This window comes from Segatella baroniae DSM 16972 = JCM 13447, assembly GCF_000426585.1.
Taxonomy (GTDB): Bacteria; Bacteroidota; Bacteroidia; order Bacteroidales; family Bacteroidaceae; genus Prevotella; species Prevotella baroniae.
The window spans coordinates 109681-131067 of the sequence record NZ_AUFQ01000002.1 but is presented as its reverse complement, the minus strand read 5'-3'; the positions used below and the strand labels follow the sequence as shown (position 1 = coordinate 131067).

The window sequence follows — 21387 nt, the reverse complement described above, 5'->3', positions numbered from 1 at the left end:
TCGGGAGGATGGAGAGGAGTCGGGCATGGGGCGCATCATTTGATGAGATAGATGATCAGTAGGAACGATACGAGCCATCCCAGCACGATCAACTGTGTGAAACGGTCGTGCAGAATCACCTTGGTGGGGTCACCGCTCTTCTTGTCCACCACCGCCAACTGTATGTAGCGGAGCAGTCCGAGCAGCACGAATACGCTGGTGAGGTACAAGTAATCGGAGTGGAAATTGGCCACAACCTCGGGGCTTACCGTGTACATGATGTAGCAAACGAGCGTCACGCTGGCCGTAATCGTGATGGCTTCGTTGATGAAAGTCAGGCTGTAGCGGCTCGTATTCTGCCGCGGCGCCTCGCCCGTCTCATTCATTCTGAGCACGTCGTCACGCCTTTTGGCAAAGCTCAAGAACAGCGTCAGCAGGAATGTCATGAGCACAATCCAGCGGCTCAGCACGATGTCGGTGGCCTCGCCGCCCGCTATGATGCGCAGCACGAAGCCGAAACTGACGATGCAGACGTCGAGAATGGCGTAGCGTTTGAGCTTGATGCAGTAGCTCAGATTCATGCACCAATAGAAGAAGATGACGCCTCCCACCACCCAAGAGTCGTGCTGCAACAAGGTGAGAACGCCCATTGAAGCCGTAAACATGGCTGCCATTAGCAGATAGGCGGCCTTGATGGAGATGACGCCCGCGGCTATCGGGCGGTGGCATTTGGCCGGATGGCGCCTGTCGGCGTCGACGTCATAGATGTCGTTGAAGCAGTAGATGGACGACGCGGCAAAGCTGAAAGCCAGAAAAGTGACCACGCAGGCGTAGATGTCGGCCGCGTTGAGCAGCCCGCCGCCGAAGAACATGGGGATGAAGATGAAGAAGTTCTTGATCCATTGGTGCGGACGTATCAAGGCCAAGGCCCCCTGCCAGGTGCTCATGTGCTGTTCGGAAGGGCTGAAGGGCTTGTTGGACAGCGGGTTGTCGTTGTTGTGTTTCATTTGTTTTTATGTATTTTTCGAGCAAATTCGATTGTGTTTCATGCGTGGTCGGTTAGCCGTTTGGTTGTGAACGCGGCCAGTCGGTGGAGCAGCCAGGCCAGTGGTATGGTGCAGACGACGCACACCAGGAAGGTGGGCCAGTAGCTCCATTGGGGCGGCAGATAGTCGAGTACGAAATGACTGTGGATGAGATAGGCCTCCAGACTTAGGCTGCCGAAGAAGCGGAAGGTGGCGTTGAACCAGTCGGGGGTGCGCCGAAACACGCGATTCAACATGAGAATAGCCGTAATTGTCAGTGGTATATATAGCATTCGCTCAATGAACAGCGGGAACTGGCCGTGCTTTGTCTGCTCAAGAAAGACGCTGGCGGCCAGTGACATGGCAAACATGAGGAGTATCATCCATATCCCTGTGCCGTCGATGGTCGTCTTCCGGCGGGTCATCTCGCCCATGTTGATACCGATGAAGAAGATGGGTATGCGGCTCCAGAATATCTCGATGTGGCCCACAAGGTCGTGGATGGGCGTCACCCACTGCACGAGGATGCACCACATGACCATGACGACGGGCAGCCAGCGGTAGATGGGGTGGCGGCGGATGAGTTCCATGTAGAGCGGTGCCCACAGATAGAGCATCATGATGGCGGGAATGTACCAGAAAGTGAGTTCGTCGTGGAGCCAGAAGTCCCAGTTGATGGTGATGTCGCCCACCAGGTCGAGCCATGATAGGGCCGTGGTGGGACGAAAACGGGGGATGTAATAGAGCGCGGCGACGAAGAGCCAGGCGGGATAGATGCGCAGAAACCGCCGCTTGAGGAAGGCCCGGTAGCGGCGCGAAAAGGGCTGTGGGGCGTCTTCCTGCCCTGCTTTCGGCGCATGACTCTTGACCCAGCTGAACCACAGGCCTATACCACTGAGGAACAGGAAGATGTCGACACCGATGTTGCCCATGCGCCGCAAGCCGAAAAAGAGGTCGTTCCGGGGCAGTCCCACATGGAAAAGGATGATGAAGAGCATGGCCGCCCCCATCAGTTCGCCACGATAGCGGGAGATGTTGGAGAGTTCGATGTCCTTGATGCGCATATCTGTGAATGTGAAATGTGAAGTGTGGAATGTGAAATGGGGCTTCGGGTGGAGAGTGAAATGGGGAGTGTTGTCTTTTGATCAATGGGAAATCATCAGTTATTTTGGGGCTTTACTTTTCATAATCGCCGGCCATATCGCAGCCAGGAGCAGGCTGGCCGTGACGTAGAGGGCCAGCCCCGCATAGACATCGCCGCCCCGGCTGATGGGAATGAATATCTTTCGGGTGATGGGGTGGCACACGAAGAGGGCCGGACTGATGACACCCAGCCAGTTGAGGAGGCCGCCCACATGGCTGCCCAAGGGCTTTCGGCTCACCCGGGTGACGACTTTGGCAAGGCCGATGCTGCCGCCGCAGATGAACACGGGCACGAAAGTCCAGGCATAAAAGTTGAGGCTGCACGCGACGGTGAGGACCGTCGACGCCACGAAAAGGTTGAGATAGGCCCGGGTGGACAGCCTGCGGCCGAAGCGGGCATACAGCAGGCCGAGGCCGAAAGGCAGCATGCCGCCCATGAAATTGTAGCGATAGCGGTTGAGTGCTTCGCCTTCGGGATCGAGGAACAGCTGGATGACGAGGCAAACGGCCATCAGCAGGGCCGTCACTTTCCACGAACGGCGGTGGAGCAGCAGCCGGTAGACGGCATAGAGTTGCAGCATGAGCCCGAAAAACCAGTACGGGCCGGGCCAGATGACCTTGTCGGGACTGGGCAGCAGGTTGTTGAACATGCCCAACATGGCCACGATGTCGAGGAGGGCGTAGTGGTGTGGGCCGCGGGTGACGTAGTCTGTCATCGTAAAAGCGACGAAACCGACGATCATCATCTTGAAAAGCTTCAGATAGTGCCGGCCGATGAAGGCGATGGCTGATGGCTGTCGGCTGCTGGCTGTCGGCTGTTGGTGGACGCCATACTTCATTTCCAGGCCGTAGGCGCTGAGGAAGAGGAAGACGGGGACGCCGTAGTGGCCGAAGAACGACAGCAGATGGAGGGGCAGGTTCTGGTCGGGCGCCGCGAGAACATGCAGCAGCCAGTCTGCATTATGCTGGAAATATTGATACTCGTTCTCCTTGACAATGGGGTTGAGCCAGTGGCAATAGTTGTGAAGGAATATGCCCAGGATGGCCATTCCACGGAGAATGTTGCACTCTGTTCTACTGAGCAGCGGTTGATTGCAGTCTGAGTTTGTCATAATCGGTGGTGCCCTTCAGGATGCGGGGGCGTCTTTCGTCGTATTGGTCGCTGATGACGTTGTAGCGGTCGTGGTAGTCTCGGGAGTGGATGCCGGCCAGATAGAGCAGCAGGTGGGGCAGGGCGTCGGTCATGAAAGGCCGGTTTCGGGCCTGTAGAATCCGTTGGTAGACGTCGGGATGGGCGTGGATGTAGCGCGGGGAGCAGTAGATCCAGAACGGAATCTCAAACTCGTAGCGGGCCAGGTCGTAGTCGATGGCCGCGCTGTGGTTGCGGCAGATGAAGCCCCGCGTGCCCTCGTAGCACTCCTCTCCGTGGTCGGGCATGTAGATGACGATGGCCTCTTTCTGCTCAAAACGCCTGACAATCTGGTCTACGATGGAGTCGTTGTAGAGGCAGGCGTTGTCGTATTGGCTCAACACCTTGCGCTGCCTGTCGGTCAGTTCGGGCCGTTTGTCCTCGTAGCTGGCCGCCCAGAAGCGGGTGCGGTCGCGCGGATAGCGCTGCTTGTAGTTGACATGCTGGCCCAACAGATGGAAGATCGTGAGGCTGTGGGCCTTGATCCGGCCTTCCTTTTGGAAGCGGTCGTAGCATTGGAGCAGCCCGTCGTCGAAGGTGTAGAGCGCTTCGTTGCGCAGGTCGAATTGCTTTTTGCTCAGCGTCGGGTTGTTGAGAAAGAAGCCGCCGCTGAAGTCGTAGACCGCCTGATTGGCTTTGGCGAGGAACTGGTTGGTGAGGAATGTCACCTGATAGCCCGCCTTTCTGAACAGTTCGGGGAAGAGAGGATAGTCGCACCATTCCCCTTTCTGGCCCACGACGTGGGTGGAGAGCACGTTCTTGAATACGAAACTCGTGAGATTCCAGCACGAGACGACGTCGCCGAACTTGACCAGTCGGCCGCTCTTCTCCAGCTCCACCTGGCGTGGGGTGGTGTTCATGAAGTAGCCGTATTGCTGCGAATGGTGCTTGCCGTAGCTCTCTCCGATGATCAGCACGATGTTGGGCGAGCGGAACGAGCAGCAGTCCACCGTCACCTTGTCGGCCGCCTTGATGAGCTGGACGACCTGTCGGGCGGCCAGTGAGTTGGCGTAGAGGCTGAAGACCAATCGGCTGACGGGCGTGTAGAGCACGGCGTGGTCCTTCTCGGTGAGCGTGTGCTCCACCTGCCCTATCGTCTTGCCGCTCATCAGCTTGACGGTGGCAGTCTTGTTGGGCCAACTGCTCACGCCGCCCCACAGCAACAACAGACCGCAGAGCGTGCCCGGAGCTTGCCGGAAGGCCCCGTGGAGCCGTATGCGGGGCAGCGTCAGCCGCTTGAAACGGGGCAGATAATAAAGGAAAAGGTTGATGACGATGAGCAGCAGAATCCATCCCACCTTGCTGAAGATGACGTCGAATGAGAGCAATGACGACAGAAAGTCGCCCGCTTCGCGGCTGTCGGTCTCGCCAATGAGCATGAGGATGGACGGATTGAGCGTGGAACCGAACTTCGAGAAGCAATAGACATCGGCCAGGGCCACCATATATAGAATAATGTAGGCCGCCAGCCGCACCCATCGGCGCAGCTTCCGCGGGACGGCCGCCAGCACGAGGCAGACGAGATAGAGGTCGAGGAAAAGCTCCTGATACAGGTTTTCGTACAGACGGGCATGGCCGTTGTCGGGCAGCGTGGCCCATGCGCAGAGACATCCCAGCAGATACATGGTGAGAAAGAACAGCGCGTTCACCCGAATGGGATGGAAAAGCCAGCCCGGTATGTTGCCGATAGTCTTCAGATAGCTCATCAGAATCGTGATTTTTTGCAAAGATATGCTTTTTTCCCGATAATTCCTTGCGATGGGCTGAAAACTATTCGTGCGCCTGTGGATAAGCGGTGGCATGGACGTCGCCGGGCTGCTGCGCGCCGATTCTACGGCCATGCTTTTCAGACGGAGTGCTTTTCGTTTTCCCAAAGGGCTGGAAACAATGTGAAATGTGAAGTGTGGAATGAGAAACGATGGGCGGTTGTCTTGCAAAAGGGCTGCTTTTGGCTTGCAATTGCTGCCCTTTGACAAAGCAAAAGCGGCTCTTTCGCAAGGCAAAAGGGCAGCTTTGACAAAGGTGTCGTCAAGCGATGGAAAACAGGGGTGGGGAACTGCCGTTTGAAGAGCTTACAATGAGGTGGCCGACCGATAGTTTTTGACCACCAAGGCCTCGATGACGGCGGGCACCAGGCCGTGGATGGAGCGGCCTTCGCTGACGGCTTGGCGAATCCGCGTGCTGCTGATGTCCATGAGCGGGGTGTCGGCAAGGGTGACGTTGGTGGGCAGGTCGGCGGCTGTGATGGGCGAGTCGCCGCGCGGATAGACGACGACGGGGTAGTGGGCGAGTATCTCGCGATGGCCGAACCAGCGGTCGAAGGCGGCCCAGTTGTCGCCGCCGATGAGCAGGGAGAAGCGATGTTGCGGATGGGCGAGGGTCAACGCCTGGAGCGTATGGAGCATGTAGGACGGTCGGGGCAGCCTGAACTCGATGTCGCTGACTGCCAGTTGCGGCTCGTCGCGCAGTGCCAGCATCACCATTTCGAGCCGTTTGGCGTCTTCCAGCAGGAAGGCGTTGCGCTTAAGTGGGTTCTGGGGCGACACCACAAACCACACCTCGTCGAGTCCGCCCACCGTGAGCAGCTCTCGGGCGAGGGCGATGTGGCCGACGTGGATGGGGTTGAACGAACCTCCGAAGACTCCGATGCTGCTCATCCGAATGGCTTATTTGCCCAGAAAGCGGGCTATGATTTCGTAGGTTTCCTGCTCGGCCTTGGCCAGGTCGTCATTGACGACGACATGATCGAACCGGTCGGCGAACGTCAGTTCATAGTCGGCCTTGGCCAGCCGCTGTTCGATGACCTCGGGCGCGTCGGTCGCCCGGCCCACAAGGCGGCGTCGCAGCTCCTCCACCGACGGCGGTTGGATGAAGATACTCAAGGCCCGTTCGCCGTAAAACTGCTTGATATTGACGCCACCTTTCACGTCGACGTCGAAGATGACGTTCTCCCCCCGGGCCGTCTGGCTGTCCACCTGGCTCTTGAGCGTGCCGTAGAAGCGGTCTTGATACACCTCTTCATATTCGAGAAACTCGTCGTTCCGTATCTTCTCCTTGAAGGCTTCGGGTGTCAGGAAGAAGTATTCCACGCCGTCGCGCTCGGTTCCCCGCGGCGCCCTCGACGTGCAACTGATGGAGAATGCCAGGTTCAGTTCGGGGTGGTTGGCAATGAGCCACTGCACGATTGTGCTCTTGCCCGAGCCTGAAGGGGCGGAGAAGATGAGTAACCTACCCCGGCCCTCCCAAAGGGAGGGTGTACTATCTAGCGGAAGATTGCCTGTGTTGTGTTTCGCTTGATTATCTTTTTCCATACAAGTTTTCAATGTTGATTTAATCGTATTTAGCACATTGTCGGTTTGATTGAGTACTTCCTCATTTGAAAAGCGAATTACGGTAAATCCTTTTGCTTCAAGCCAAGCTGTTCTTTGATTGTCTTTTTCACATTGTTCACTTGCCAAATGATAGCCTCCATCTACCTCGATGATGAGTTGCGAGGCAAGGCATACGAAGTCAGGGATATAATCGAAGACGGGATGTTGCCGTCTGAAGTGTACTCCAAGTTGGTTGTGAGCAAGATGTTGCCAGAGTTTCCGTTCCGCATCTGTCGGATGATTGCGCATGTACTTAGCCCTTTCCAATAATAATTGGTAAGTGGCCCGGTCTGTCGTTTCATATCCATATTTCATAAAATGTTGATGATTGCGAAAGGCTATACACAAGACTGCCTATCAAAGTAATGCTACTGTCCCGCCATCTTCAAGCATTTCGAAGTATCAGACAGCACACCCTCCCTTTGGGAGGGCCGGGGTGGGTTGTAGGCCCTCACAACACATTCAGCACTTGCTCCTTGATCTGTTCCAGTTCGTCCTTCATCCGCACCACGATGTTCTGCATTTCAGCCTGGTTGCTCTTGCTTCCGGTGGTGTTGATCTCGCGTCCCATTTCCTGGGCGATGAATCCCAGCTTCTTGCCGACGCCATGTCCTTCCTCGTCCATGGTCTCGCGGAAGTATTTCAGGTGGTTGGTGAGGCGCTGCTTCTCCTCACTTATGTCGAGCTTCTCTATATAATAGATGAGTTCCTGCTCCAGTCTGTTCTTGTCGTAGTCCACCTCCGGTATCGACTCCAGGCCCTTGACGATGTTCTGCCGTATCTTTTCCACGCGGCTTTTCTCGTACGGTTCGATGCCGGCGAGCAGGTTGGCGATGTTGTCTATCTTCTCCGTGAACTTCCTTTGCAGCGCTTCACCCTCCTGTTTGCGAAAGGCTGTCAGGTGGTCGAGCGCGTTCTGGATGGCTGTCGTGGCAGCTTTCCACTCCTCTTCGGTAAGTTCTTCGGTTTCGTTCTTGATGGTAACGTCGGGCATTCGCAACAAAGTGTAGAACCAGTCGGTAGGTTCCGGAATGCCGGTAGCTGCTGAAATATCCTTGATCTGCCGATAGTATTTCTCTACGACGGCAGTGTTGATGGGAGTGGCGTCGTCCGATGCGTCTTTCTCTATCCAGATGGAAAAGTCTATTTTGCCCCTTTCCATCGTCTTGGCTATTAGTTGGCGTATCTCCATTTCCTTCTCTCTGTAGGGAAGTGCGATGCGTGTTGAAAGGTCTAAGGATTTGCTGTTTAGGGATTTTATCTCAACGTTGATTTTCTTCTCCTTGAAGGTTATGACGGATTTCCCATAACCAGTCATTGATTGTATCATACTCAGCTTGACGTTAAATTTCTGCAAAAGTAAGAAAAAATGCGAGAAAAGGCGTACATTTGCACGTTATTTAGAAGATTTAATAGTTATGTCGTGCATATTGAACATAGATACCAGCACCGATGTTTGCTCCGTTGCGGTGAGCAATGACGCAGCGTGTATTTTCAATGAAGAGGACTATAGCGGTCCCAATCATGCGGTCAAGCTGGGTCAGTTCATAGACGAGGCGCTGTCGTTCATCGACAGTCACGCCATACCGTTGGACGCCGTGGCCGTCAGCTGTGGCCCCGGGTCGTACACGGGCTTGCGAATCGGCGCCAGCATGGCCAAGGGAATCTGCTATGGACGCGACGTCAAGCTGATTGCCGTCCCCACCTTGGAGCTGATGACGGTGCCCGTTCTGTTGCAGGAGAAGGTCGCGGAGGAGCATGCCTTGCTGTGTTCGATGCTCGACGCACGCCGAATGGAAGTCTATGCGCAGCTCTTTGATCGTTCGCTCAAAGAGGTGCGGCCCATCCACGCCGACGTGGTGGACGCCGAAACGTATAGGGAATACCTGGACAAAGGCCCCGTGTATTTCATGGGAAACGGTGCTGCCAAGTGCATGGAGGTCGTCGATCATCCCAACGCCCGCCTGCTGGAAGGCGTTCAGCCGCTGGCCAAATACATGTTTCCGCTGGCCGAACGCCGCATAGCCCAGGAGAAGTTTGAGGACGTGGCCTATTTCGTTCCCTTCTATTTGAAGGACTTCGTGGCTAAGAAATCAAAGGACATGCTGGCTTCCCTCCACTTGTAAAGAAGACAAACACTCATGAATATAGAAGGATTAGATTACAACACCCAGCGCGAAAGGCTGGTGTTGCCCGAGTATGGACGTGAAATCCAAAGGATGGTGGACCATGCCGTGGCCCTGCCCACAAAGGAGGAACGCCAGCGTTGCGCAGAGACGATTGTGGACATCATGGACCGCATGTTCCCACAGGACGGCGAAGCCGCCGGCCGCAAGCAGAAGTTGTGGGACCATCTGGCGTTGATGAGCGACTTCAAGCTCGACATCGACTATCCCGTCGACGTGTCGCATGCGGCCAAGATAGCCGTCAAGCCCGAGCCGATGGCCTATCCCATGAGCCGCATCCCCGTGCGCCATTACGGCAGCATGATGTTCGACATCTTCGAACGGCTCAAGACCATGGAGCCCGGAGAGGAGCGGGATGAACTCGCCAAGCTCACGGCCAACCAGATGAAGCGCAACCTGGTCCATTGGAGCCATGGCTCGACGGATGACGAAAAGGTCGTTTCCGACCTGGCGCGGTTTACCGACGGCAAGATACAGCTCGACCTCAACCGCTTCAGATTCGACAAAATAAGCGATAGAGAGCCCGTCGTGAAGAATAACAAAAAGAAAAGATAATCCTTGATGGAGTCATTTATCATTGAAGGAGGACGCCGGCTGAAGGGCGAAATCACTCCTCAAGGCGCCAAGAACGAGGCCTTGCAGGTGATTTGCGCTTCGCTTCTGACTTCAGAAGAGGTGCGAATCCAGAACATTCCCGACATCCTGGATGTCAACAATCTCATTCTTTTGCTCAAGGAAATAGGCGTGAAGGTCACCCGCCATGCCCATGGCGACTATGCTTTCGTGGCCGATTCGCTCAACCTGGACTACCTCGACAGCGAGGAGTTTGTGCGCAAGTGCGCCTCGTTGCGGGGCAGCGTGCTGATGATAGGCCCGCTCTTGGGCCGTTTCGGCACCGCCACCGTGGCGCAACCCGGCGGCGACAAGATTGGACGGCGCCGCCTTGACACCCATTTCCTGGGCTTCAAGAACCTGGGTGCCCGCTTTGAAAGGGACGAAGCGCGCAACGTCTACCGCATTCAAGGCAAGTCGCTGCGCGGCTGCTACATGCTGCTCGACGAGGCGTCGGTCACCGGTACCGCCAACATCATCATGGCCGCGGTGCTGACCGACGGCACGACCACCATCTACAACGCGGCCTGCGAGCCTTACATCCAGCAGCTGTGCCACCTGCTGAACGCCATGGGCGCCCGCATCAGCGGCATTGGCAGCAACCTGTTGACCATCGTCGGCGTCGCAAGCCTGCACGGAGCACGTCATCAAGTGCTGCCCGACATGATCGAGGTAGGCTCCTTCATCGGCATGGCGGCGATGGTAGGCGACGGCGTCACCATCAAGAACGTGTCATTGAAAGACCTCGGTATCATCCCCGAAGCGTTCCAACGGTTGGGCATTCGCATGGAAGTCGCCGGCGACGACCTGTTCGTTCCACGGCAACCCCACTACGTCGTCAATTCGTTCATCGACGGCACCATCATGACTTTGGCCGATGCGCCTTGGCCGGGCTTGACCCCCGACCTGTTGTCCGTGCTCCTTGTCGTGGCCACGCAGGCCCGTGGCACGGTGCTCATCCATCAGAAGATGTTCGAAAGCCGCTTGTTCTTTGTCGACAAGCTCATCGACATGGGCGCGCAGATCATTCTCTGCGACCCCCATCGGGCCGTAGTCGTGGGCCACGACCACCACATCAGGCTGCGTGCGGGCCGCATGACGAGTCCCGACATCCGTGCGGGTATCGCGCTGCTCATCGCCGCCATGAGCGCCGAAGGCACGAGTCGCATCGCCAACATCGCGCAGATAGACCGTGGTTATGAAGACATCGAGGCGCGGCTCAACCGCTTGGGCGCCAAAATCACCCGTGTGAATGATTAAGAAAGAAGACGTTTATAAGATAGGAAAGCTGGGCAAGCCCCATGGTGTCAAAGGAGAAGTGAGGATGTTGTGCACCGACGACATCTTCGACCGCGTGGAATCAGACAGCCTCATCTTGGAGATCGATGGCATTCTCGTGCCCTTTTTCATGGAGGAATACCGCTTTCGCAGCGACGAAAGGGTGCTGGTGAAGTTTGCGGATATCGACACCGAGGCGCAGGCTCGCGAACTGACGGGCTGCGAGGTCTACTTCCCACGCGAGCAGGCCGACCGCCACGAGGGCGAAGCCACGTGGGCCGAACTGGTGGGTTACGCTCTGGTCGACGCCCGACGGGACACCCTTGTCGGCACGATAACGCATGTGGACGACACCACCATCAACATCTTGTTTGAAGTAGAGACGGCCGACGGCCGCGAAGTCTTGGTTCCGGCCTCCGAAGAACTGGTCGAGCAGGTCGACAAGACGCGTCACCGGATTCATGTCCGTGTGCCCGAAGGCATTCTCGAACTTTGAAACCAATGATTTATACATTGTTTGATTGACGTATGAAACAGCAGATTTGCATTCTCGGTTCCACCGGAAGCATTGGCACGCAGGCACTCGATGTCATCCGACAGCACAGCGACTTGTACGAGGTATATTGCCTCACGGCCAACAATCGGGTGGAGCTGCTCGCCGCGCAGGCCCATGAGTTCAAGCCCGCCGCCGTGGTGATAGCCAACGAAACGCATTACGGGCGGCTGAAGGAACTGCTCGCCGACCAGTCCGACATCAAGGTCTACGCCGGCGCGGCAGCCCTGGAGCAAATCGTCGAGGCCGGTCCGGTCGACATGGTGCTGGCCGCCATGGTGGGCTACGCGGGCCTGGCGCCGACCATCTGTGCCATCAAGGCCCGCAAGAAGATATGCCTGGCCAACAAGGAGACGCTCGTCGTGGCCGGCGAACTCATCACCCGGCTGGCCATGGAGCACCACGCGCCCATCCTTCCGGTCGACAGCGAGCACAGCGCCATCTTCCAATGCCTCGTCGGCGAGGACATGAATGAGGTTGAAAAGCTACTGCTCACCTGTTCGGGAGGTCCTTTCCGCACGTTCACGGCCGACCGGTTGGCCGCCGTAACGGTCGCCGACGCCCTGCAACATCCCACCTGGGACATGGGCGCAAAGATCACGATAGACTCCGCTTCGCTCATGAACAAGGGCTTCGAGGTGATGGAAGCCAGGTGGCTCTTCGGCGTTCCGGCCGACAAGATACAGGTGCTGGTCCATCCGCAGAGCATCGTCCACAGCGCGGTGCAGTTTGCCGACGGCGGCGTCAAGGCCCAGTTGGGCGTGCCCGACATGCGGTTGCCCATCCAATACGCCTTTTCCTTCCCCCAACGCTTGCATCTCGACGGCCGGCGGCTCGACCTTTTCCGGCAGCCGCTGGAGTTCTTCGAGCCCGACCTCGACAAGTTCAAGTGCCTGGCGCTGGCCTATGAGGCGCTCGACAAGGGCGGAAACATGCCTTGCGTCCTCAATGCGGCCAACGAAGTGGTGAACGCCGCGTTCCGACAGAGTCGCTGCAGCTTCCCCGGCATGGCCCACATCATCGAGCAGACCATGCAAAGGGCCACGTTCGAGGCCGCTCCCGACTACGATACCTACGTCAGGACCGACGCCGAAGCCCGCCGCATCGCAAGCGAACTGTTATGAAACGGCCTGCGCCCGCCGTCCTTCTGTCGGTAGGCGCAAGCCTCTTTAAAAGAAATATTCATTAGAATCCAATCACAAAGCATTATCATTTATGGAAGTTTTTCTGATCAGGTTGTTGCAGTTCATGCTTTCAATCTCTCTCTTGGTGCTCCTCCACGAAGGAGGCCACTTCTTCTTCTCCAAGCTCTTTGGTGTCAGAGTAGAGAAATTCTACCTCTTCTTCGACCCCTGGTTCCATCTTTTCGAGTTCAAACCCAAGAACAGTGACACGGCCTACGGCCTTGGCTGGCTGCCCCTCGGCGGCTATTGCAAGATTGCCGGCATGATAGACGAGAGCATGGACACCGAACAGATGAAGCAGCCCGAGCAGCCATGGGAGTTTCGCGCGAAGCCGGCGTGGCAGCGTCTGCTCATCATGACAGGCGGCGTGCTGGTCAATTTCCTGCTGGCGCTGTTCATCTACTCCATGATTATGTTCACTTGGGGCGAGAACTATGTGCGCGTGCAGGACATGAAGATGGGCATGAAGTTCAACCAGGAGGCCAAAAGCATGGGCTTCAAGGACGGCGACGTCCTCGTCGGAACAGACCGAGGAGCGTTCAAGGACTTCAACGCCGACCTCTTCCGCGGCATTTCCCAGGCACGGTTTGTCAATGTCATCCGCGACGGAAAGCCCACCCGCGTGGCGCTGTCGGGCGAGATCAACCTGCTCGAAATGCTGAAAGCGACGCCCATGTTCTGCCGTCCGTTCGTGCCTGCGACGGTCGATTCGGTCATCACGAGCGGCGCGGCGGCCAAACTGGGCGTCAGGAAGGGCGACCGACTGCTGTCCATCAACGGAAAAACGGTCGATTCCGCCAACGAGTTCACCGAACAGCTGTCGCGTCTCGACGACGCCATGACGGGGGCCAGGACGCCCGCCGACAGCCTGAAGATACGCACCGCCACCATCAGCTACCTGCAACAGGCCACCGGCGACACCCTTTCCACGGCCGTCATCCTGTCGCCCGAGCTGCGACTGGGCGTGGCTTTCTCGTCCGTAGAGAAACTTTACCCCTCCACCCACGTGGACTATGGCTTCTTCCAGAGCTTCCCCGCCGGCATTTCCTACGGCTGGAACGTGCTCAAGGGCTATGTCAGCGACATGCAGTACGTGTTCACGGCCGACGGGGCCAAGAGCCTTGGCGGCTTCGGGGCCATCGGCAGCCTCTTCCCCTCGCAGTGGGACTGGTATCTCTTCTGGAAGATGACGGCCTTCCTGAGTATTATCCTGGCTTTCATGAACATCCTTCCGATTCCCGCTCTCGACGGCGGCCACGTGCTCTTCCTGCTCTATGAGATGATTACGGGCCGCAAACCTTCGGAACGTTTCATGATTGTGGCCGAATACATCGGTATCGGACTGCTCATGTTGCTCATGATTGTGGCCAACCTCAACGACATCCTGCGCTGGTTGGGCTACATGTAATGCCGTTTGGAAATCATTCGTTTAAACATCAAAATACTGAAATAAGAAAATGGGAAAAGTAATATTGACAGGCGACCGCCCCACGGGCAAGCTCCATCTGGGCCACTATGTGGGTTCGCTGCGCCGTCGCGTGGAACTCCAGAACGAAGGCGACTACGACCGCATGCTCGTCTTCATGGCCGACGTGCAGGCCCTGACCGACAATGCCGACAACCCCGAGAAGATTCGGCGGAACATCATCGAGGTGGCGCTCGACTATCTTTCGGCCGGTCTCGACCCGCAGAAGTGCACGCTGTTCATCCAGAGCCGGATTCCCGAACTGGCCGAACTGACCACCTATCTCATGAATCTCATCACCGTAAGTCGCGTCCAGCGCAACCCGACGGTGAAGACCGAGATCAAGATGCGCAACTTCGAAGCCAACATTCCGCTGGGTTTCTTCTGCTATCCCGTGAGCCAGGCGGCCGACATCACGCTGTTCAAGGCCACCATCGTGCCCGCCGGCGAAGACCAGGAACCCATGCTTGAGGTGGCCCGCGAGCTGGTTCGCCGCTTCAACCAGACCTATGGCGACGTGCTGGTGGAGCCCGAGATCATGCTGCCCGCCAACCTGACGGCCCGCCGTCTGCCCGGCACCGACGGCAAGGAGAAGATGAGCAAGAGCCTCGGCAACTGCATTTATCTGAGTGACGACGCCGAAACGGTGTGGAAAAAGGTCAAGGGCATGTACACAGACCCTACGCATCTCAACCTTTCCGACCCAGGCCATGTGGAGGGAAACGCCGTCTTCACCTATCTCGACGCTTTCTCCACCGACGCCGATTTCGCCGATTTCTGGCCCGAATACCACAACCTCGACGAGCTGAAAGACCACTACACGCGCGGCGGTCTGGGCGACATGAAGTGCAAGAAGTTCCTCAACCAGGTGCTCAACCGTATGCTCGAACCCATCCGTGAACGCCGTCATGCCTTTGAACAGGACATCCCCGAGATCTACAACATCCTGAAAAAGGGTTCCGACGCGGCCCGCGAAATCGGCGCGCAGACCATGGACGAGGTGCGCAAGGCCATGCAGATCGACTATTTCAACGACGCCGAACTCATCCGGTCGCAGGCCGAAATGTTCAAGAAATAGGAGGGAATGCCGTCGGGTCTGCCATCAATGACCCGTATGAGGTGGGCTTGTCGTTTTCTCATCGCCATGCCATTGGCGTTTGAAAGCAGTCCTTTCAGCATGCAAAAGCTATCCTTTTGGCGGCTGAAAGGGCTGCTTTCACAAGCTCAAAGCAGGCCTTTCGCAATACCGAAAGGCTGCCATGCAATTGTCCAGGCAGTCCTTTTGTGTTGCGTTTATAACTTCCTGATTGTTAGGTGTTTATTGATTGTGTAGGAGTCGTGTGATTTCGTCCCAAAACCTTGCCCGTTTCAGGCAGACGCCATGCTTCTACGCCCACCGTCGGGATGCTTCCGCATTGCCAAAGCCTTGTCTTTGTCCGTAGAAGTCGCTTTCATGCAAGTTCTTCGAGCAGCCCTTCGCAGCCGTCCTCTATCAGGTCGAGGCCCAGTTCAAAGTCGCTGTCGCCGCCATAGTAAGGGTCGGGCACGGTGGCCGCTGCGTGATGACGGAAGTAATCGGCCATGCGCACCACCTTGTCGGCCTCTTCCTGCGTGCGTGCCTGCCCGGTGATGATGCGGTGGTTCTCCTCGTCCATGACGACGATGCGGTCGAAACGGGTGAAATCCGACGCCGCCTTGAACTGCCGTGCCAGGTGGTCGACACGGTAACCGCGGTGTTCTCCGTGCCTGCGCATGCGTCGGTCGGGCAGCTGTCCCACGTGCCAGTCGCCGATACCGGCCGAGTCTATCTCGAATTGGGCCGTCAGTTGTCGGTCGTCCACCATCTTCTGCATCACGGCATGGGCCGCCGGCGAACGGCAGATGTTGCCCAGGCAGATGAACAAGAGTTTCTTTTTGTCTTTCGTTGCGTTCATATTTCTTTCCATTTTGTTTGTCGGATGAATGCAGGGGATGGGACTCGGCGGTGTGAAGGCTGCCCGTGGCCATTCCCCCCTCGCGTGGCAAAGGTACGACAAATGGTCTGGAAAACGGCCGTCGGCCTATGGCGAAAGTCATAAAAAGCCGTGTTTTCATTTGACGGCTCCGCATTTATTGTGTATTTTTGCACCGATGAAAGCATGGTTGCGGCTCTTTCGGGTGCGCTCCGACGAGCGTTGGCTCGCCTTGGGTGCCCTGTTCTATGGCCTGTCGCTCAACGCGATGGTCATACGGTGCTATGCCGGTGCCTTCACCGAGCTGAGCGACGCCTATCATCGGCTCTTCGTCCGCACGTTCCACGTCTCCGGTTTCGACCCGCTCACCTACGAAGTGGTCTCCAGTTGGGCCACACCTTATAATATATACCGCCATCCGTTGCTGGCCTTCTTCATGTATCTGCCCAATCAGGTCAACCAAGTGTGCATCCATCTGACCGGCCTCAACTGCGTGCAGTTTGTCGTCGGCGCGCTGCTGGCGTTCTGTTGTGTCTACAGCAGCCTGTTCCTCTACCGCATTTTGCGCGAGCTGGTCGGCCTGGGGCGTGCCGACGGCGTGCTGCTCACGGCGCTTTGCTTCGGTTTCGCCATGGTGATGGTGTCGTCGAGCGTGCCCGACCACTTCGCCCTTTCCATGTTCATGCTCCTGCTGACGCTCTATGTGGCCGGCCTGAAGATGAAGCATGGGCGGCCGTTGACCCGCTTGCAGACCGTCGTGTTGTTCTTTCTGACGGCCGGCGTCTCGCTCAACAACGGCATAAAGGTGTTTCTGGCCGCCCTCTTCGCCAACGGGCGGCGTCTGTTCCGCCCGTCCTACCTGCTGCCCGCCGTGCTCCTGCCCTCGCTGTTGCTGTGGGGCGCGGCCCGTTGGGAGTGGAACTACTTCGAGAAACCACGTTTCAAGGCCCGCCAGGAAGCCCGCAGGCAGAAGGCCGAACAGCGCAGGCAGCGGCTCTTCGCAGAGTTTCGCGACACCACCCGGCTGCGCGATTCGGTCGCCGTCGTGGCCGCCTTGCGGCAGTTGGCGCAGCGGGAGAAAGCCCGAAGGCAAGCTGCCGCCGACCGACTCCACCGCCGGCAGGGGCAAGGAGAGCCCATCGCCAAGGGCGAGTTTGCGCAATGGACCGACATTTCGACGCCCCGCCTGCCCGCCATCGTCGAGAACTGGTTTGGCGAAACGCTCATGCTCCATCCCGACCACTTGCTCGGCGACGTGCTGCGGGGCCGTCCCGCCATCGTCACCTACCGTTCGCCGCTGAACTACTGCATAGAAGCCGTCGTCGTCGGGCTGTTCCTTGCGGGCGTATGGGCAGGCCGTCGCGCCAGGTTCATGTGGCTGGCGCTGTCGTTTTTCGGCTTCGACGCGTTCATCCACCTGGTGTTGGGCTTCGGACTGAACGAGGTCTACATCATGGGCGCGCATTGGCTCTTCGTCCTTCCCATCGTCATCGGCAGTCTGTTTCGGGCCTGTCGGCGGCGGAAGGGGCTGTTGCGTGGCCTTCGCCTGCTCGTGTTCTCGCTGTCGCTCTTCCTCTATGGCTGGAACCTGTGGCTCTACGGCCGCTATCTTCTGGGCGGCTGACGCGAGGAGAAGCCCCCGTGGCGGCAAGTAAGGCCTGCGAAAGCGCGTGAAGTCAAAATTATTATGTACTTTTGCACGACAATCCATGAATCGTGATGAAGCAATTGGCAAGCATTTTCAAGTTGAGCAAGGAAGAACGACGGCCCGCTTTGTGGTTCTTCGTTTATCTGTTGTGGCTTGAAGGCATGGCCGTGCGTTACGGCTGGCTGCGCTTTGCCGGCGTGACCACCGACATCCATGAGGCTCTTGTCAGTCGTTTTCACGTCTCGGGGTTCGACGCCTGGACCTATGAAATCCTGACCCAATGGTCTCCTGCCTATGACATCTACCGCCATCCGCTCATCGCCTTCCTCCTCTATCCGGCCTATCTGCTCAACCAAGGACTGTCGTGGCTCTTCGGAAGCAACCTGTGCATGGTGCTGATGGCCGTCGTCAATCTCTTTTGCGGGGGCTACGCGCTCGTCTTCCTGCTGCGGATTCTGCGTCAGGTGATGGGTTTGGGCACTTTGGACAGCAACCTGCTCACGTTCTTCTTCATGTCGTTGGGCTACATTCTGCTCACGTTCAGCGTGCCCGACCACTTCTGCATGTCGCTCATGTTGCTGCTGCTGACGCTCTGGATCAGTGGTCGGCAGTTGCGCGAAGGCCGCCCGATGCGTGTCGTAACGGCCGTTTGGCTCTTCGTTCTCACGGCGGGCGTGTCGCTCAGCAATGGCCTGAAGACCTTTCTGGCGGCCCTGTTCGTCAACGGCCGTCGCTTCTTCCGCTTGCGTTTTCTGGCCTTCGGCGTCGCAGTGCCGGCCCTCCTGCTCGGACTTTTCACCGTGGCGGAGTATCAGGTGTTCGAGCAGCCGCGCGTCGACGCACGCATGGCCGCCGCCCAAAAGCACCGCCAGGAGCACCGCCGGCAGCTTGAGGCCCGCGTCAAAGACACGCTGCAGGCGGGCGATTCGGCCGGTTTGGCCAAGGCCGTAAAGGCCCAGTTGCGGAAGGAAGCGCACGAACAATATCGCCGAAACCACGCGAAGACGGGCATTCCCTTCAAAAATACGGGCCTGTTGAGCTGGACCAACAAGTCGACCGACCGTGGCGAGGCCTTCGTCGAGAACTTCATGGGCGAGTCGATGGTCTTCCATCGGTCGCATCTCCTGGGCGATGTGTTGCGCGACAGGCCCGAGATTGTGCGCTATTCCAACGCTTTGCCCTATGTTGCCGTCGGCCTTGTCGGCCTGCTTTGCCTGCTCGGTGTCGCCTTGGGGCGCAGAGACCGCTTCCTTTGGCTGGTGCTTTCGTTCGTCGCTGTCGACGCGGCGCTCCACCTGGGACTGGGCTTCGGCATTTCCGAAGTCTACATCATGGCCGCCCATTGGATTTATATATTGCCCATCACGCTGGCCTTTCTCCTGCGCGACGGCCGCCTTCGCCCACTTTGGCGCAGCCTGGTGGGTCTGTTGTCGCTGGCCTTTTTCGTGTGGAACGGCTGGCTCCTCACCACTTGTCTCTTATCTTGAATTTTCCGTATGTCCATCTTTCGCCTGTTCAGAATCCGAAAGGAAGAGCGGGGCTTGGCCCTGGTGTTGCTGTTGGTGTTCATCGGCTTGAACGCCCTCGTCATTCATCAGCACGCCCACCAGTACTTCTTGGGCGCCCACGGCGGCTTCTGGTCGATATTCCGGAAGACCTTCGAAGTGTCGGGCTACGACTGCTGGTCGTGGATCACCATCTCCGGACTGCGCATCCACTTCGACACGGTGCGCCATCCGCTGTTCTTCTCGCTGCTCTACCCGCTCTATTGGCTCAATCAAGGGCTGATGGCCGTGACGGAAACCAACTGCGCCGTGCTGCTCATGGCGGTGGTCTTGCTCTTCTCGGCGGTCTATTCGGGCCTGTTCCTGTTTCGCATCCTGCGCGAACTCATGGGCCTTTCCCGAGCCGACAGCCTGCTGCTCACAGCCTTCTTCTTCTCCTTCGGCCACATCCTCCTGGCCTGCGTCGTGCCCGACCACTTCGTCATTTCCATGCTGTTGCTGCTCCTGACGCTCTATGTCGGCGGCCGGGCGATGCGTGAGAAGCGCGACGTGGCGTCGTGGAAGCTGGGCCTGATGGCTTTCCTCACGGGCGGAATCTCCTTGTCCAACATCGTGAAGGTGTATCTGGCGGCCCTCTTCGTCAAGGGGAGAAGCGTGTTTCGTTGGTGTCCCATCCTGTCGATCGGTCTGCTGCCGATACTCCTGCTGGTCGGCATACAGCGGCTGAACCACCATTGTTTTGAAGTGCCGCAGGCGCGGGAGGTGCGCAAGATCGAGCAGAAGCTCGAGCAGAAGAATCCCGAGAGGGTGAGGCGGGTGCGCGAAGAAGCCCGCAAGACGCAGGCCAAGGTCAACGCCAAGGACTTCGGCGACGGTGAAATTGCCAAATGGATTACGCTTTCGACGCCGCGCTGGCCCAGCTTGGTGGAGAACATCTTCGGCGAGTCGATTCAGCTGCATCGTGATTTCGCGTTGCAGGACGCCGGTCACAAGCGGCCTGTCATCGTGCGTTATGACGCTGTGGGCAGCTATCTGATTGAGGTGGTTGTCGTCCTTTTCTTTGTCTTGGGCCTTTGGTGCGGACGCCGCGACAGCCTGTTGCGCCTTGTGTTCTGTTGGTTCCTCTGCGACGCCGTGCTGCATTTCGGCCTCGGTTTCGCACTGACCGAAGTCTATCTCATGAGTGCCGGCTGGCTCTTCATCGTGCCGATTGCCGTGGGCAGCTTGCTTTTGGCCACGCGAAAACCCGGACTGCGGCAGTCGTTGCGCTATGCCGTAGCCTTCCTGACGATTTATCTGTGGGCTTACAACGGACAAATCATCGTGGGTTATTTGTTATAAGAAAAGGTAAAAAGGGTGCCGGAAACAGGCTGTCAGCCCTCGCGGAGCCGATTGATGCGGTCGAGCAACGCGTCGCTCTTGCCCGTCACGGCCTTGCGGAAGAACATTTTGCCCGAGCCGACGAGCAACTCATAGTCGGTCTCGTCAAACACTTTGATGCCATGGGTGTAGTCGATGAACGTCAATGGCGTAACGTCTGCTAATCGGGTGAAGCGCTCCTTCTCGCCCAAACTGTGCTTGGCATAGTCTGAATTGAACACCAACGTGTGGATAAAGGTCTCGTCCGGTGCGAACGAATCGTGAAAATAGCGCACATACGCCGTGTTTTTCTTCCACGTATCGTAAGCCAATTCTGCCAAATCGGGCGTGATGGCCCACCACATCGAACCCTTGTAGAGCTTGTACCACTTGCCTTCGGCCTCGAAGCGAAGGGGCTTTCTGAAGCCAACCAAGTAGAGAATTTCGCGCAAGGCCGACCGGAATTTGCTCTTCAAGGTGCCGTATCGCCATGATCTATAGTTGTAGGGGCGGTGTTGCCGGTAGAGTTTGGCGGCTTCCTGCTGGTTTTCCATGCACACGCCGTGCAGGTATTGGCGCCCGGGGTCTTGCCCGAAGAACTCCAATATCCGCTCGTTGCTCCACAGCGGATAGTCGAGTCCGCTCATGGAGATGAGATAATCGAACTTGATTCCGCTGTCAAGAGCCTCACGAATCATCGACATCTGGCTGTCAACCACACCGATACTGCCCCACATTACGTCGATACGAGGTTTTACGAAGTGTACGTTGGGCTGTTGTAGTAGCGTGCGGAACGGTTGGATATCAGACTTTGCGTCGATGTGGATGAAGAACTCGGACGAGGCAGGCAGGCTCTTTACCAAACGGCAAAGGTGCTGTGGGTCGGTATGGGCCGAAATCAAGAAGGCAAGTTGGGTCATATTGGTCGTTGTTTTCCT

Annotated in this window: 19 protein-coding genes; 10 read left to right on the top strand and 9 right to left on the bottom strand. The window is 57.5% G+C overall.

All coding sequences use genetic code 11. The features are described 5' to 3' along the window. Positions 1-35 precede the first annotated feature (35 nt). The 7 genes from K334_RS0102350 to K334_RS0102310 all read right to left on the bottom strand — a co-directional run bounded on the left by K334_RS0102350 (position 36) and on the right by K334_RS0102310 (position 8037). Positions 36-926, bottom strand: a complete 891-nt coding sequence (locus tag K334_RS0102350; protein WP_025880194.1) for a decaprenyl-phosphate phosphoribosyltransferase — start codon at positions 924-926, stop codon at positions 36-38. A gap of 98 nt (positions 927-1024) precedes the next feature. Continuing rightward, positions 1025-2068 (bottom strand): acyltransferase family protein, encoded by a 1044-nt coding sequence (locus tag K334_RS0102345; protein WP_025880196.1) that lies wholly within the window; start codon positions 2066-2068, stop codon positions 1025-1027. Positions 2069-2167: 99 nt separating this feature from the next. Next, positions 2168-3259, bottom strand: coding sequence for an acyltransferase family protein (locus tag K334_RS0102340; protein ID WP_027444446.1), 1092 nt, complete (start codon positions 3257-3259; stop codon positions 2168-2170). Further along, on the bottom strand, positions 3222-5042 hold the full coding sequence (locus tag K334_RS0102335; protein WP_025880198.1) for a phosphoethanolamine transferase: 1821 nt from the start codon (positions 5040-5042) through the stop codon (positions 3222-3224). Before K334_RS0102335 ends, K334_RS0102340 begins: the two co-directional genes overlap by 38 nt. A 366-nt stretch (positions 5043-5408) precedes the next feature. Further along, complete coding sequence (gene nadD / locus K334_RS0102330) at positions 5409-5993, bottom strand: nicotinate (nicotinamide) nucleotide adenylyltransferase (protein WP_025880201.1); 585 nt, start codon at positions 5991-5993, stop codon at positions 5409-5411. A gap of 9 nt (positions 5994-6002) precedes the next feature. After that, positions 6003-7022 (bottom strand): guanylate kinase, encoded by a 1020-nt coding sequence (gene gmk / locus K334_RS14340; protein WP_021589964.1) that lies wholly within the window; start codon positions 7020-7022, stop codon positions 6003-6005. A 136-nt stretch (positions 7023-7158) separates the two neighbouring features. After that, entirely contained in the window at positions 7159-8037 is an 879-nt protein-coding gene (locus K334_RS0102310) for a YicC/YloC family endoribonuclease (RefSeq protein ID WP_025880204.1), read from the bottom strand. Between the two features lie 88 nt (positions 8038-8125). Between K334_RS0102310 and tsaB the strand changes: the two genes are divergently transcribed. From tsaB to trpS, 7 genes are all read left to right on the top strand, one after another. After that, complete coding sequence (gene tsaB, locus K334_RS0102305) at positions 8126-8833, top strand: tRNA (adenosine(37)-N6)-threonylcarbamoyltransferase complex dimerization subunit type 1 TsaB (RefSeq protein ID WP_025880207.1); 708 nt, start codon at positions 8126-8128, stop codon at positions 8831-8833. A gap of 15 nt (positions 8834-8848) precedes the next feature. Further along, positions 8849-9448 carry a DUF4290 domain-containing protein gene (locus K334_RS0102300; protein ID WP_021589918.1) on the top strand — a complete coding sequence of 200 codons (600 nt, stop codon included), beginning with the start codon at positions 8849-8851 and terminating at the stop codon, positions 9446-9448. A 6-nt stretch (positions 9449-9454) separates the two neighbouring features. Next, positions 9455-10765, top strand: coding sequence for a UDP-N-acetylglucosamine 1-carboxyvinyltransferase (gene murA, locus K334_RS0102295; RefSeq protein WP_021589940.1), 1311 nt, complete (start codon positions 9455-9457; stop codon positions 10763-10765). Next, positions 10758-11279, top strand: coding sequence for a ribosome maturation factor RimM (gene rimM / locus K334_RS0102290; RefSeq protein WP_025880208.1), 522 nt, complete (start codon positions 10758-10760; stop codon positions 11277-11279). The genes murA and rimM overlap by 8 nt, the downstream gene beginning before the upstream one ends. A gap of 32 nt (positions 11280-11311) precedes the next feature. Next, positions 11312-12460, top strand: a complete 1149-nt coding sequence (locus K334_RS0102285) for a 1-deoxy-D-xylulose-5-phosphate reductoisomerase (protein ID WP_027444444.1) — start codon at positions 11312-11314, stop codon at positions 12458-12460. 91 nt (positions 12461-12551) lie between these two features. Then, on the top strand, positions 12552-13928 hold the full coding sequence (gene rseP / locus K334_RS0102280) for an RIP metalloprotease RseP (RefSeq protein ID WP_021589859.1): 1377 nt from the start codon (positions 12552-12554) through the stop codon (positions 13926-13928). 49 nt (positions 13929-13977) lie between these two features. Next, positions 13978-15063: a tryptophan--tRNA ligase gene (trpS, locus tag K334_RS0102275; RefSeq protein ID WP_025880209.1), complete on the top strand. Its 1086-nt coding sequence runs from the start codon at positions 13978-13980 to the stop codon at positions 15061-15063. A 373-nt stretch (positions 15064-15436) separates the two neighbouring features. Here the strand turns inward: trpS and K334_RS0102270 are convergent, their stop codons facing one another. Next, positions 15437-15931, bottom strand: coding sequence for a low molecular weight protein-tyrosine-phosphatase (locus tag K334_RS0102270; protein WP_036889829.1), 495 nt, complete (start codon positions 15929-15931; stop codon positions 15437-15439). A 184-nt stretch (positions 15932-16115) separates the two neighbouring features. Here K334_RS0102270 and K334_RS0102265 point away from each other — a divergent pair, with 184 nt between their 5' ends. From K334_RS0102265 to K334_RS0102255, 3 genes are all read left to right on the top strand, one after another. Continuing rightward, the gene (locus K334_RS0102265; protein ID WP_025880212.1) at positions 16116-17561 is read left to right on the top strand and encodes a DUF6080 domain-containing protein; all 1446 of its coding nucleotides are present in this window, start codon (positions 16116-16118) and stop codon (positions 17559-17561) included. A gap of 95 nt (positions 17562-17656) precedes the next feature. Then, a complete protein-coding gene (locus K334_RS0102260; RefSeq protein WP_027444443.1) occupies positions 17657-19072 on the top strand; it encodes a DUF6080 domain-containing protein in 1416 nt (471 codons plus the stop codon). A 9-nt stretch (positions 19073-19081) separates the two neighbouring features. Beyond that, positions 19082-20431: a DUF6080 domain-containing protein gene (locus K334_RS0102255; protein WP_027444442.1), complete on the top strand. Its 1350-nt coding sequence runs from the start codon at positions 19082-19084 to the stop codon at positions 20429-20431. Between the two features lie 32 nt (positions 20432-20463). On the opposite strand, the gene K334_RS0102250 is transcribed toward K334_RS0102255, so the two are convergent. Then, positions 20464-21369 carry a beta-1,6-N-acetylglucosaminyltransferase gene (locus tag K334_RS0102250; protein ID WP_025880213.1) on the bottom strand — a complete coding sequence of 302 codons (906 nt, stop codon included), beginning with the start codon at positions 21367-21369 and terminating at the stop codon, positions 20464-20466. Positions 21370-21387 lie beyond the last annotated feature (18 nt).

What these genes read in the sequence shown, in the direction of transcription:
- K334_RS0102260 (WP_027444443.1), top strand. Translation starts at nt 17,657, where the DNA reads ATGAAGCAATTGGCAAGCATTTTCAAGTTGAGCAAGGAAGAACGACGG.
- K334_RS0102345 (WP_025880196.1), bottom strand. Translation starts at nt 2,068, where the DNA reads ATGCGCATCAAGGACATCGAACTCTCCAACATCTCCCGCTATCGTGGC.
- K334_RS0102340 (WP_027444446.1), bottom strand. Translation starts at nt 3,259, where the DNA reads ATGACAAACTCAGACTGCAATCAACCGCTGCTCAGTAGAACAGAGTGC.
- K334_RS0102270 (WP_036889829.1), bottom strand. Translation starts at nt 15,931, where the DNA reads ATGGAAAGAAATATGAACGCAACGAAAGACAAAAAGAAACTCTTGTTC.
- K334_RS0102350 (WP_025880194.1), bottom strand. Translation starts at nt 926, where the DNA reads ATGAGCACCTGGCAGGGGGCCTTGGCCTTGATACGTCCGCACCAATGG.
- K334_RS0102265 (WP_025880212.1), top strand. Translation starts at nt 16,116, where the DNA reads ATGAAAGCATGGTTGCGGCTCTTTCGGGTGCGCTCCGACGAGCGTTGG.
- K334_RS0102250 (WP_025880213.1), bottom strand. Translation starts at nt 21,369, where the DNA reads ATGACCCAACTTGCCTTCTTGATTTCGGCCCATACCGACCCACAGCAC.
- gmk (WP_021589964.1), bottom strand. Translation starts at nt 7,022, where the DNA reads ATGAAATATGGATATGAAACGACAGACCGGGCCACTTACCAATTATTA.
- murA (WP_021589940.1), top strand. Translation starts at nt 9,455, where the DNA reads ATGGAGTCATTTATCATTGAAGGAGGACGCCGGCTGAAGGGCGAAATC.
- rseP (WP_021589859.1), top strand. Translation starts at nt 12,552, where the DNA reads ATGGAAGTTTTTCTGATCAGGTTGTTGCAGTTCATGCTTTCAATCTCT.
- K334_RS0102300 (WP_021589918.1), top strand. Translation starts at nt 8,849, where the DNA reads ATGAATATAGAAGGATTAGATTACAACACCCAGCGCGAAAGGCTGGTG.
- K334_RS0102285 (WP_027444444.1), top strand. Translation starts at nt 11,312, where the DNA reads ATGAAACAGCAGATTTGCATTCTCGGTTCCACCGGAAGCATTGGCACG.
- rimM (WP_025880208.1), top strand. Translation starts at nt 10,758, where the DNA reads ATGATTAAGAAAGAAGACGTTTATAAGATAGGAAAGCTGGGCAAGCCC.
- nadD (WP_025880201.1), bottom strand. Translation starts at nt 5,993, where the DNA reads ATGAGCAGCATCGGAGTCTTCGGAGGTTCGTTCAACCCCATCCACGTC.
- K334_RS0102335 (WP_025880198.1), bottom strand. Translation starts at nt 5,042, where the DNA reads ATGAGCTATCTGAAGACTATCGGCAACATACCGGGCTGGCTTTTCCAT.
- trpS (WP_025880209.1), top strand. Translation starts at nt 13,978, where the DNA reads ATGGGAAAAGTAATATTGACAGGCGACCGCCCCACGGGCAAGCTCCAT.
- tsaB (WP_025880207.1), top strand. Translation starts at nt 8,126, where the DNA reads ATGTCGTGCATATTGAACATAGATACCAGCACCGATGTTTGCTCCGTT.
- K334_RS0102255 (WP_027444442.1), top strand. Translation starts at nt 19,082, where the DNA reads ATGTCCATCTTTCGCCTGTTCAGAATCCGAAAGGAAGAGCGGGGCTTG.
- K334_RS0102310 (WP_025880204.1), bottom strand. Translation starts at nt 8,037, where the DNA reads ATGATACAATCAATGACTGGTTATGGGAAATCCGTCATAACCTTCAAG.